This window comes from Myxococcus vastator (assembly GCF_010894475.1).
In the GTDB taxonomy this organism is placed as follows: Bacteria; Myxococcota; Myxococcia; order Myxococcales; family Myxococcaceae; genus Myxococcus; species Myxococcus vastator.
Map to the genome: position 1 here is coordinate 1 of NZ_JAAIYB010000266.1, position 11,539 is coordinate 11,539.

Annotated in this window: 11 protein-coding genes; 4 read left to right on the plus strand and 7 right to left on the minus strand. The window is 70.8% G+C overall.

Going from position 1 to position 11,539, the window contains the following annotated elements; translation table 11 throughout:
* Positions 1–366: 366 nt before the first annotated feature.
* Positions 367–633: a GlsB/YeaQ/YmgE family stress response membrane protein gene (locus G4D87_RS23800; protein WP_163784503.1), complete on the minus strand. Its 267-nt coding sequence runs from the start codon at positions 631–633 to the stop codon at positions 367–369.
* A gap of 108 nt (positions 634–741) precedes the next feature.
* Positions 742–1,476: a 16S rRNA (uracil(1498)-N(3))-methyltransferase gene (locus G4D87_RS23805; protein ID WP_163784504.1), complete on the minus strand. Its 735-nt coding sequence runs from the start codon at positions 1,474–1,476 to the stop codon at positions 742–744.
* A gap of 188 nt (positions 1,477–1,664) precedes the next feature.
* Here G4D87_RS23805 and G4D87_RS23810 point away from each other — a divergent pair, with 188 nt between their 5' ends.
* The gene (locus G4D87_RS23810; protein ID WP_240358531.1) at positions 1,665–2,954 is read left to right on the plus strand and encodes an adenylate/guanylate cyclase domain-containing protein; all 1,290 of its coding nucleotides are present in this window, start codon (positions 1,665–1,667) and stop codon (positions 2,952–2,954) included.
* A gap of 22 nt (positions 2,955–2,976) precedes the next feature.
* On the opposite strand, the gene G4D87_RS23815 is transcribed toward G4D87_RS23810, so the two are convergent.
* From G4D87_RS23815 to G4D87_RS23825, 3 genes are all read right to left on the minus strand, one after another.
* Positions 2,977–3,492 (minus strand): Mpo1-like protein, encoded by a 516-nt coding sequence (locus tag G4D87_RS23815; protein ID WP_163784506.1) that lies wholly within the window; start codon positions 3,490–3,492, stop codon positions 2,977–2,979.
* Positions 3,493–3,501: 9 nt separating this feature from the next.
* Positions 3,502–3,993 carry an Mpo1 family 2-hydroxy fatty acid dioxygenase gene (locus tag G4D87_RS23820; protein WP_163784507.1) on the minus strand — a complete coding sequence of 164 codons (492 nt, stop codon included), beginning with the start codon at positions 3,991–3,993 and terminating at the stop codon, positions 3,502–3,504.
* 107 nt (positions 3,994–4,100) lie between these two features.
* Positions 4,101–5,147 carry an AraC family transcriptional regulator gene (locus G4D87_RS23825; protein WP_163784508.1) on the minus strand — a complete coding sequence of 349 codons (1,047 nt, stop codon included), beginning with the start codon at positions 5,145–5,147 and terminating at the stop codon, positions 4,101–4,103.
* An 86-nt stretch (positions 5,148–5,233) separates the two neighbouring features.
* Between G4D87_RS23825 and G4D87_RS23830 the strand changes: the two genes are divergently transcribed.
* A complete protein-coding gene (locus G4D87_RS23830; RefSeq protein WP_163784509.1) occupies positions 5,234–6,355 on the plus strand; it encodes a metal-dependent hydrolase in 1,122 nt (373 codons plus the stop codon).
* Between the two features lie 51 nt (positions 6,356–6,406).
* On the opposite strand, the gene G4D87_RS23835 is transcribed toward G4D87_RS23830, so the two are convergent.
* The gene (locus G4D87_RS23835) at positions 6,407–7,273 is read right to left on the minus strand and encodes a 50S ribosomal protein L11 methyltransferase (RefSeq protein ID WP_163784510.1); all 867 of its coding nucleotides are present in this window, start codon (positions 7,271–7,273) and stop codon (positions 6,407–6,409) included.
* Positions 7,274–7,313: 40 nt separating this feature from the next.
* Here G4D87_RS23835 and G4D87_RS39565 point away from each other — a divergent pair, with 40 nt between their 5' ends.
* Positions 7,314–7,679: a hypothetical protein gene (locus tag G4D87_RS39565; RefSeq protein ID WP_240358532.1), complete on the plus strand. Its 366-nt coding sequence runs from the start codon at positions 7,314–7,316 to the stop codon at positions 7,677–7,679.
* Complete coding sequence (locus tag G4D87_RS23845; protein ID WP_240358533.1) at positions 7,676–8,587, plus strand: hypothetical protein; 912 nt, start codon at positions 7,676–7,678, stop codon at positions 8,585–8,587. Before G4D87_RS39565 ends, G4D87_RS23845 begins: the two co-directional genes overlap by 4 nt.
* Positions 8,588–8,620: 33 nt before the next feature.
* Here G4D87_RS23845 and G4D87_RS23850 read toward each other — a convergent pair whose 3' ends face one another.
* Complete coding sequence (locus tag G4D87_RS23850; RefSeq protein WP_205507703.1) at positions 8,621–11,224, minus strand: M16 family metallopeptidase; 2,604 nt, start codon at positions 11,222–11,224, stop codon at positions 8,621–8,623.
* Positions 11,225–11,539: the final 315 nt, after the last annotated feature.

Below are 11,539 nucleotides of genomic sequence, written 5' to 3' on the forward strand. Positions count from 1 at the left end.
GCGCATGCTGCGCCAGGTCGGCGAACGCGGGGGTGCCCGGGAGCGTCGACAGCTCTTCCGCGCGTTGTTCCGTGCGGCGGTCGATGCGGATGTCGCGATTGAGGAGGCTGGGCAATCCGGATGAGCGGACAGTGACGGTGTCGCAGGCCGCGCACTCACCCACGGGTGGAAGCATGGCACCGCACTTCAAGCACTTGGACAACGGACTCCTCCCGGCTGGACGACTGCTACATGAAAAGACAGCCATGAGCCGGGGGCAAGAAAAGTGCGAGCCCCCGAGGTCCCTCGCTCGAAGGACCGTCAGGGGCTCATCACCGTTTCATGCGCGTGTCCCTCGGGGGACATCGCGTGGAGAGTCCTTCACTCTCAGGCATGTACCCGTCGCCGTCCGGCTGCGCCCACCAGCAGGAGCACGACGATTGCGCCGATCACCGACATGATGATGCCCGCGGGCCTCAGGTCGAAGAGCCGGCCATCGCGCTGGAACAGCGAACCGACAAGGCCGCCCACGAGCGAGCCGACCATGCCGAGCAAGGTCGTCGCGACCAGCCCCATGCTCTGCTTCCCGGGGAGGATGGCGCGGGCGATGAGACCCGCGATGAGGCCGATGACGATGAATGCGATGATCCCCATGAGTGTCTCTCCTGTTCGAGGGACCCCTGAAGTCCCTTACGGCAGAAACCTAGGAATCATCTTCGGACAGTGTGAACTGCCCACCTCGTGCGGTCGGCTGCCCCCCTGCTATCCGAGCTCACCGTCCAGGTGCATCATCACCGCCAGCGCCGCGAGCGCCGCCGTCTCGGTTCGGAGGATGCGCGCGCCCAGGGTGACTGGCCGCGCGCCCAGGGCCTTCAAGGCCTCCACTTCTTCACGCGCAAGCCCCCCTTCGGGGCCAATCACCAGCGCCACGGCGGTGCCCACCCCCGCGGCCCGGAACGCTTCACCCAAGGGCACGGCCGACTCCTCCTCGTCGAGCACGAGCAGGGTGGTGCCCGGGGACAGCGAGCGGGCCGCATCCACCAGCGGAGCGGGCGTGGCCACGCGTGGCACGTCGTTCCTGCGGCACTGGCGCGCGGCCTCCTCGACAATCTTCGTCCACCGGGAGGTGCGCTCCTCGGCGCGCCTGGGCTCGAGCTTCACCACACTCCGCGCCGTGGCCACTGGGAGGAAGGCGGTGGCGCCCAGCTCGGTGCCTTTCTGGAGCACCAGCTCCAGCTTGTCGCCCTTGGGCAGGCCTTGAAGGATGCTGACCTCGCGGCGCGGGGGGGCCACGCGCGCGGTGCCCAATGTCACGCGCACGACATCCGGCGTGACGTGGGCCACGCGGGCCTCGAAGGCCCGGCCCTTCCCGTCGAAGACCTCCAGCGCGTCGCCTTCCTCCAGCCGCAGGACCTGCAGGAGGTAGTGACGGCGCTCGCCGGTCAGCTCCACTTCGGCGGGAGCGGGCTCGGGCAACGGGGCGAAGAGGCGGACCAAGGCGAGTTCTCCAGCGCGCGGGGGCCTGGACTCTGACCCTGGGGGCCACCGACTTCAAGGTGTCAGGACGGCGGACCGTTGCTCCGGACACGTCCTGGCAGGCGCAAAAGATGCGCTGACCGTGGAAGCCCAGGGCGCTCGCTGTCCGTGGGGGAGTTGAGGCACGATGGCGAGCAGTGCCCGTCACCATGCGCCGCAGCGAGAAAGCCTCCTCACACTCCAACGAAGAGGTGGTGCTGGCGACCAGCTCGCTTCAGGGCGAGCGCCGCGTGGCGGTCGTCCGCGTCCTGGTGGTTGCGCTGATGGCGGTCAGTCAGGGCGTCATCGCCTGGGGCGGTGGGGAGACGTACTCGGCGCCGGTGGACGGCGTGCGCCTGCAGGCGATGGCCGCGTACGTGCTCTTCTCCGTCGTCGCCATCGTCGTGTTGCTGCTCCAGAAGCCGCACCCGAACCGGGCTCGGTGGTTGCCCGTGCCCACGACGCTGGCGGACACCAGCTTCTTCTCCTTCATGGCGTGGCACACCTGGCGCATCTCCGGCGTCTTCGATGCCGGCATGCTGTGCGCCAGCCTGGGCATGGTGCTGGCGTTCTCCGTGGTGCGTTACTCGTGGTGGCACGTGCTGCTGTCCACGGTGCTGTCCAGCGGCGCCTACGCGCTGCTCGCGTGGCTGACGGGGCACGGCTCGGTGGCGCGCACCAGCTTCGTCCTCATCTGCTACGCGGCCCTGGGGGCGATCATCGCGCTGACGAACTCGGACGTGGGCGGCATGTTCCTCAACCTGCGCCGCCGCGACGGCCTGTCCCGCTTCCTGCCCCGGCAGGTGGTGGAGCGGGTGATGCAACTGGGGGATGACTCCCTCCAGCCGGTGCAGCGCGACGTCACCATCCTCTTCAGCGACATCCGCGACTTCACCACGCTGAGCGAGACGCTGGACCCGGGCCAGGTGCTGGCGTTGCTGGACGACTACTTCGGGCACATGGCCCACATCGTCATGGCGCGCCACGGCATCGTGAACAAGTTCCTGGGCGACGGGATGCTCGCGTGCTGGGGCGTCCCGGATGCGCGCGAGGACCACGCGGAGCTGGCCATGCGGGCGGCGCTCGACATGCGCGCCAAGCTGGAGGACATCAACGACCAGCGCGCGCAGCGAGGCCTGCCGCCGCTGCGCATTGGCATCGGCCTGCACACCGGCGTGGTGGCGGCGGGCATGCTCGGCGGCGCCGAGCAGCACGAGTACACCGTCATCGGTGACGCGGTGAACCTGGCGTCTCGCGTGGAGGGCCTCACCAAGTCACACGGCGTGGACATCCTGGTGAGCGAGCGGACGTGGCAGATGAGCGGCGGGCGCTTCGTCGGCGAGCGCCTGGGCGAAGCGCACGTGAAGGGCCGGCGGGAGTCCGTGGTCGTCTACTCCCTGCACGGCCCGCGCACCGCTGAGGACGTACCGCCCGTGCTCAAGGCCGCGGCGGGCACGTAGCGCCTCGCCGCGGCTGGGGCGCTCAGGCGGGCTGTGACTCGCCGGGGCCCGCCATCACCTCGGCCCGCAGCGTATGCTTCAGGCCCACGGAGAACAGGGCCACCGTGAGCAGGTAGACGGGCTCGATGAAGAAGAGCAGCGGCCCGCCCAGGGACAGGCCATGCGTCTTCTTCTCGAAGACGACGTGCGCGCCGACGACCAGCGCGAAGCGCACGGCCATGACGCCCACCGCCACCGCGGCGGCGGTGCCCGCCGGAAACCGTGCGACGACGGCCTCCGCGGCGAGCAGCGTAGGCACCAGGGGCAGCGCCATCAGCAGCCCCGCCGTCCACTCCAAGGAGACGGCGTACAGGACCACCGCCAGCAGCAGCAGGTGGGCCGCCGTGAACGTCACGCCACCCACGGGCAGCCGGACGAAGCTGAGCGGGACGAGCCACGCGAAGATGAACATGTAGGCCCCCACGAAGTGCGCGGCGCGGCTGACGCCGTTCTCATGCAGGGGCAACCAGGCGCGCAGCTTGTCGGCGAAGCTCGTCATGGCGTGGGACTACGCGCGGACCGGCGTGGTGGTGGCCTGCTGCTGCGGCTTGAGGACGTAGTCCCCCAGGAGCACCGCGACGAAGAAGAGCGGCCCCACCAGCGCGTGCACCAGGTTGGTGAGGAAGGAAGGCGACTTCTTCTCCCACACGCTGTGCCCGGCCAACTGCACCAGCCACGCGAACGCGGCCACGGCCACCACGCTCCACGTGGGCATCAGTCGGCCCACCGGGAAGCAGGCAACCATGAAGAGCACGACGAGGACGCCCAGCTTCACGTCTGCGCGCAGGTACCAGACGGTGGCCAGCGCCAGCACGACCATGCCCAGCGTCAGCGAGCCGCCCGGAATCGCGGGCACCGCCAGCAGGTGCACCCAGTCCAGCATCGCGACGATGTGGAGCACGATGAGCGGGATGGCGATTTTGTGCGTCAGCCGGTTCGTCGGGTGCTGATGCGAGGAGTAGTACTCGTCGAAGAGGGCGACCACATGAGGCTTGAGCATGTGTCCTCCGGAAGCGAAGGGGTGTGGATGCTCCGCAGCGTAGGGGAAGTGGCGCCGGGTTTCCTGGCCGCGGACGCCAATCTCCTGGCCGAGCACGCCACCCGGGCTCAGTCCGCTTCGGGCCGTTCGCGCCAGACGCGGGGCGTCATGCCCGTCCACCGCTTGAAGGCGCGGTCGAAGGTGCTCAGCTCCGAGTACCCCAGGAGGAAGGCCACCTCGCTGACCCCCAGGTGTGTGTCGCGCAGGTAGTCGAAGGCCAGCTCACGACGCACCGCGTCGACCTCGTCCTGGAAGGACGTGGCGTGCTCGGCGAGCCGGCGCTGGAGGGTGCGGGGGCTGACGTGGAGCTGCTTCGCCACGTCGCCCATCTGCGGCGCTCCGTCGCGCAGGGAGGCGCGGAGGGCGTCGCGGACCTGCTGCAGGAAGGGATGCGTGGGCGGCGCCGAGGGAGGCTCGGCGGCGGGTGTGCCGGCGGCGCGCTCCAGGACGGAGAGGAGGACGGGGTCCGCGTCCACCACGCGCAGCGCCAGCGTGGCCGCGTCCAGCGTCAGGGCGTTGCGGCCCGCGTCGAACGCCGGGGTGACGCCAAAGTGCTCCTGGAGCGGGCGGAGGTCCGCCGGTGCGGAGTGGGCGAAGGAGACGTGGCGTGGGTTCCACGGGTGTTCGGTGAGCTGGCGCCCGACGTGGACGAAGAGGGCCAGGCCGAACTCGCTGGCGTGGCGGCCGTAGGCCAGGGGCTCGCCGGCGATGCCGTAGACGAAGGTGCCGCTGCCGTCGGGTGCGCCCTGGAAGGAGGCGCGCCAGGCGGGCTCTAGCAGGGCCATGTACCGGGCCAGCGCGCGGAAGGTGTCACGGACGGTGGGGGAGGCCCGGGCGATGTACTCCACCAGTCCGTAGTTTCCGCGCGGGACTCGCTGCGCCACGTGCAGGCCGAGGAAGGCGTCTTCTGACAGGGCCTCGGCCGCGTCGAGGAAGGCGTGCAGGGTGGCCAGCGGGAGGGTGACTTCGGGCAGCGTGCTCGCGTTGACGGGCAGCCCGAAGCGCTCCACCAGGGGGGACGGGTCGCGCCCCGTCGCGCGCAGGTAGGCGAGCATCGGCCCCACGAGCTGGGAGCGGACGTCGGTTGGTGGCCGGGAAGGGGGCGGCGTCTCCACGCGGGCGTGACGCTACCGTGTCTCGGGCGCGGGGCCCACCACCCTGGAGAGGCGCCTGCCGGTGCGGGCATGCCTAGAGTGCGGCCATGGACAACCTGGCTCACTCGCTCGTCGGCGCGTGGATGGCGGAGGCGGGGCTGAAGCGCACCACGCCGCTGGCCACCGCGACGCTCGTCATCGGCGCCAACCTGCCGGACGTCGACGCCATCGTCACCTTCGCGGGCTCGGATGCCTCCCTCTACTGGCGCCGAGGCTGGACACACGGCGTGCTCGCCCTGGCCCTGTGGCCCTTCGTCCTCACCGGGCTGATGCTGCTCTGGGACAGGTTCGTGCGCCGGCGCAGGCAGCCGGACCTGCCGCCGGCTCACTTCGGGCCGCTGCTGGTGCTGTCCACGGTGTCGGTGCTGAGCCACCCCGCGTTGGACTGGCTCAACACGTATGGCGTCCGGCTGCTGATGCCCTTTGACGGGACGTGGTTCTACGGTGACGCGCTCTTCATCATCGACCCGTGGGTGTGGTTGCTCGCGGGCGCCGCCGTCATCATGGCGGATGCGCGCACGCGCAGGTCCGCCGCGGGGTGGGGGGTGCTCGGCGTGGCCTCCACCGTGCTCATCATGGTGCCCGCCTTCGTCCCGTGGCCCGCGAAGGTGATGTGGGCCGTGGGCGTGGCAGCCATCGTCTGGTTGCGGCTGCGGGGGACCCACGTCCTCTCCGCGCAGCGCGTGGCCCGGGTCTGCGGCGTGGGCTTGTTGCTCTACCTGGGCGCCATCTTCGCGGGCTCGCAGGTGGCCGCGCCGCGCGCGCTGGAATGGCTGCGCTCGCAGGACCTCTCCGTGGAGCGCGCGATTGCAGGGCCGCTGCCGGCCAACCCCTTCGTGCGGGACATCATCGCCGTGGGGCCGGACCGCTACCACTTCGTCCGAGCCGACTTCCTGGCGGACGACGCGGGCCGCTTCCGCATCAGTGACGCCAGTGTGCCGCGTGAAGCCCAGCCCGGGCCCGTCATCCAGGCAGCGTTGTCGGCGCCGCAGCTTCGGGGGCTGGCCAACTGGCTGCGTCTGCCCACCTATCAAGTGGAGGAGCGCCCTGATGGATGGCACGTCACCATCCGCGACGTCCGTTACTCCCGGATGCGGAGCGGCGGCCTGGGCACGGCGGTGGTGGTGCTGGACCGTGCGCTGCGGCCTGTTCGGGTCGAACGGCCGTAGCACGCGGGCCGCCGTCCCCGCGCCTGTCACACGGGGACGGCGCCATGCACTTCAGCGCTTCAGGTCGATGCGCACCCATTCGCCCTGAGTGGCGCCCGTCAGCACGGTGAGGCCCAGGTTGCGGTAGGCGGCTTCCACGTCCGCGCGCTGGTGGGCGAGCACACCGGCCAGCACGAGCCGGTCCTTCGTCTTCGCCACAATCAGCGGGGCCAACTCGATGAGCGTGTTGGCCAGGATGTTGGCGAGCACCAGGTCGAAGGTGCCCTCCACCTGGGTCAGCTCCTTGCCCGACACTTCGATGTCCGGCGTGCCGTTCTCCGCCTGGTTCTCCTGCGCCAACTCCACGCAGACGGGGTCGTTGTCGGTGGCCACGGTGCGGCCCGCGCCCAGCTTCTTCGCGGCGATGGCCAGCACGCCCGTGCCGGTGCCCACGTCCAGGACGGCGGCGCCCGGGTGCTCGGCCATGTACGCGTCCACGGCTGCGAGGCACAGAGACGTCGTCGGGTGGTCACCGGTGCCAAAGGCCATCTTCGGCTCAATCACGAGCTGCACGGTGCCCGCGGGTGCGTTCGCCTTGTCCCACGGGGGACCGACCCACAACCTGCCCACATGCACGGACTTGATGAGCGACTTCCACTCGTTGCTCCAGTCCTGCTGGGGCTGCTCGTCCAAGGTGAGCTTCGCCTCGGGGAAGGACGACGCCACCTCGTCACGGGCGGACTCGGCCGTGTCGCGCTCGTCGAAGTAGCCGATGACGATGGCCTCGCCAGGGTTCGGTCCGCGCACGCCCGGCATGAGAGGCGCTTCGCGATCCCTCACCTCGAGGCCCAGCGCGCCCGACTCGTGGATGAGGTCCTGTACGGCCTCGGACGCTTCCTCGGGCAACTCCACTGTGAGTGACAGATAGGTCTGGGACATGCGGGCCCTTTAATCCCAGCGTGGCTAGCGTGGAAGCACCGTGAGACGCCCCCTTCACTGTTGGCCCCTGGTCTGCCTGATTGCCTGCTCTGGACCGGACGCGCCGGATGCCGCCGTTTGTCGGGATGTCGTCGTCCGGCTGTGCCAGTCGGCGGCGGCCTATTCCTGCGTGGCGGTGCAACTGGACCTGGGGCTGAGCTGCGAGGCCACCCTCCTCCAGCGGACGGGCTGCGAGGACGATGCCTTTGCCTTCACAGCCCCCACGCGGGAGCGCGTCCTGGAGTGCCGCGAGGTCCTGCTCAGCCGGGGCATGTCCACGGACCACCCCCCGGCTTGTGCGGACGCGACGCGGTTTCTCACCGGGTGCCCGGACGTCGCGGGCTTCTTCCGGGGGAGCCAGCCATGAAGCGTCTGTGGGCGGCGGTGTTGATGATGGCGGTGGGGTGCGCGCCGCTGGACGTGGAGCGGCGCACGGAGCGTGGGCCGCTCTTGCGGACCTGGTCCCAGGAGAAGGCGCTGAACGAGCGCATCCCCTTCGCCACGACGCAGGTGCAGTGGCCCCGGCTCACCCTGGCGTTCTCCTCGTCGGACATCTGCCGCACCGAGCAGCATGGGGAGTACGCGGAGGACATCATCTCCATGCACGGCAACACGGGCGCGGCGGCGGAGGTGAGTAGCGGCGGCGTCCTCGCGGTGCTGGGCGGGACGTTGCTGGTGGGACGCTCGTTGTTCTCGGATACGCCGAACCGCTCCGCCATCGACGAGCAGGGCCGCTACGGCGCCTCCAGCCGGGACGTCGCCACGGGGTGGGGCTTGGGGCTGCTCATCGTCGGCGTCCCCGCGGTGGTGGCCGGCATCGTCCAGGTCTCCCGCAGCGGCGAGACGCGGGAGACGCGCAAGCGGGCTGAGCTGCTGTCCTTGCGCGAGGTGCCTTGCGAGCCCAAGCGCGTGGACGGCGTGGTGGAGCTGGCGGGTGGGCCGGGCCCGCAGCCTCCGCCCCGGCTCACCCTCAACGGGGCGCTGGTGCTGACGGCGGACGAGATTCAACGGCTGTCCTTCAGCGGACTGGCGCTGGATGGCACGCCCGTCACGCTGGAAGAAGAGGACTTGGACCGGCTGGAGACCTTCCGCACCTGTGCGACGTTGCTGGCCACGCCGGTGGACCCGCAGGCGCTGGCGGGAGAGGCGCGCTCACGCCCGGACCGGCTCCGGATGAAGCGGGAGCTGGCGCGGGGCTGCACGACGCTCCCGGGCGCCCCGGCACAGCCCCTGCTCGAAGCCATCGAAGGTGCCCTCGGGAGCACCGCCCTGTAGGGGCGGCGCGTCTTCCCGAGGGACACCGGGTCGCTACGGGCCGACGACCGCCATCGCGCTGCGGTCGAAGTTGATGATTCTGCGCGCCACATCGCGCACGTCGTCCGCCGTCACCGCGGCGACGTGGTCCGCGTAGTGGAGGAAGTTCTCCAGGCCCAGGCCGTAGCAGGTGTCCAGCGCCAGCACCGCCGCGCGTGAGCCGTTGCGCTGCAATCCAATCTCGTGCGTCCCAATGAGGTGCTGCTTGGCGCGCGCCAGCTCCTCGGCGGGGATGGGCTCGTCGCGCACGCGCTCCAGCTCGGCGCGGATGCCGGCCAGCGCCGCGTCCACCTTCTCCGGACTGGTGCCCATGTACGTGGCGAAGTAGCCCGGATCCACGCCTTCAATGGCGAACGAGCTGACGCTGTACGCCATGGAGCGCTTGTCCCGCAGCTCGACGAAGAGCCGCCCGCCCTGGCCGGACAGCACCGTGGAGAGCACCTCCAGCGCGTGCTGCCACGGGTCGCCCACCCGGCCGCCCGGGAAGCCGAGCACCAGGTGCGCCTGGGCCCGCGCCAGCACCTTCTTCGCCTCGCGAGGCCCCTCCAGCGGCGCCTCCAGCGGCACCTTCGGCGGCGGGGCCGCCTTGCCGCGCGACGCGCCGAAGTACTCGCGCGCCAGCGCCATCACCTCGTCCACCTTCACGTCGCCCACCACGCTGAGCGTCAACTGCGACGGGTCCATGTACGCCGCGTGCCACGCGCGCAGCAGCTCCGGCGTCAGCCGCTCCACGGACGCCTGCTCACCCGTGGTGGGCATCCGGTAGGGGTGCGTCTGGTAGATGGTCTTGCTGAACAGGTCGAAGGCCACGCTGGACGGCTTGTCCTCGCGCGTGAGGATGTCCTGGAGCAGCAGCGTGCGCTCGCGGGCGACCTCGGCCTCCGGGAACGAGGGATTCAACACGCAGTCCGCGAAGAGGCGGAAGGCCGGCTCGAAGTGGCGCGACAGGAACTCGCCACGCAGGCCCACCGAGTTGCGTCCGCTCTGGCCCCCCAGGCTGCCCGCGAAGGCGTCGATGAGGTCGGAGACCTCCTCCGCGTGGTGCGTCGGCGTCCCCCGCGTGAGGCTGCGGGTGAGCAACGTGGTGATGCCGTTGTCCTCCGGCGTCTCGTAGCGCAGCCCACCCGCGAAGGCGGCGCGGATGGCGAACAGCGGCACCGCCGGCTCCACGCGCACGACAATCGTCGCGCCCGACGGCAGCTTCTCCGTGATGATGTCGCTGGGGCCAGCACTCGCGCCCTTCAGGATGCGCACCGGCGAGTCACTCACGGCCACCTTGCGCGGCTTGCGCTCGGGCGGCGCCGCGGCGGGCTCGCGGTCCACGGCGTCCAGCACCTCGTGGACCTGCGCCTCCGTCAGCGGCGTGCCCGCCGGCAGCAGGCCGGTGACGACGGCGCGGTCGAAGCGCAGGTAGCGCTCGGCGGCGGCGCGCAGGTGCTCGGGCGTGAGGCCGCGCACGGCCTCGTAGTAGCGGGCCTCCGCCTCCAGGCTGCCCATGCCGGATTGGTAGAAGCCCATCTTCCGGGCCACGCCCTGCACCGTCTCGCGCTGGTACACCGCCTCCGCCTCCACCAGCGCCTTGGCCGTGGCCAGCTCCTCCGCCGTCACCGGCGTGGCGCGCAGCGTGGCCAGCCCCCGCGCCGTCTCCTCCAGCGCCCGGACGGCGTTGGCGGGCTGGAGCGTCAGCGACGCGGAGAAGATGCCCGGGTCCGTGGGCGTATAGGCGAAGGTGTGGATGTCGTTGACCAGGTTGTGGCGGCGCTTCACCTCGCGCACCAGCCGGGACGCGTCGCCCTGGCCGGCAATCATCGCCAGCACGTCCAGCGCGGGCACGTCCGCGTGGTCCGCCTGGGGAATCCCGAAGGCCAGGTGGAGGTAGGCCTCCTTCACCTCGTCCGGGCGCAGCAGGATGCGCCGGCCCTCGGCCACGGGCTCCGGGGCGCGCGCCACCCGGCCCTCATACGGCCGGCCCCAGTCGCCCCCGAAGATGTCGTCCACCCACTCGCGCAGGTCCGCCTCGCGCAAGTCACCGGCCACCGACAGCACCAGGTTCTTCGGCGTGTAGTGGCGGTGGTAGAACTCCAGCACCTTCTCCCGCGTGAAGCTGCGCACGCTCTCCTCGGTGCCGATGACGGGCAGCCGGTAGGGGTGCACCTGGTAGGCGGTGGAGAAGAGGTCCCGCGAGGCGCGGCGGGGCGGCGTGTCCTGGCTGCGCTTGATTTCCTCGCACACCACCTCGATTTCGCGCGACAGCTCGCCCGCGTCGAAGGCCGACCGGCGCACCGCGTCCCCCAGGATGTCCAGGCCCATCCGGGCGAACTGGCTGGCGATGACGATGTGGTAGACGGTCTGGTCGTAGGAGGTCCAGGCGTTGATTTCGCCGCCATGGGACTCCACGTCCCGGGCGACCTCACCGGGGCCGCGCCGCTCGGTGCCCTTGAAGAGCATGTGCTCGTGCAGGTGGGCCAGCCCCGCCTGGTCCGGCCGCTCGTCGGCGCTCCCGGCCTTGACCCAGACCTGGAAGGCCGCGACCTTGGCGGCGTGCTGCTCCTCGAAGACGACGGTAAGCCCGTTGGATAGCGCGTAGCGGATGGCCATGGAAACCTTCGAAGGTGTCACCGGCCCCCTGGGAGGGCAAGGCGAGGTGTGATGTTTTCCCTCACTGGCTAACGCCCGGGAGCCTCGGCGTCGAGGAGACTGTACGGCTGCCGTCTGACCGGATGGCGGGACTTCGGACGCGCACCTGCCCACGCGTCTCTGGTGGTGCGCCCGTCCGGGGGGTAACCTGCGCCCGCCCATGCCGTCACCTCCGGAAGAGGTGGATCCGCTCGCGGACCTGCGCGAAAGCCTGGACCTGGAAGACACCGGTGCGTCGGCGGCCCCTGCCGCCCCCGCCCCCGTGGCCTCCAGGCC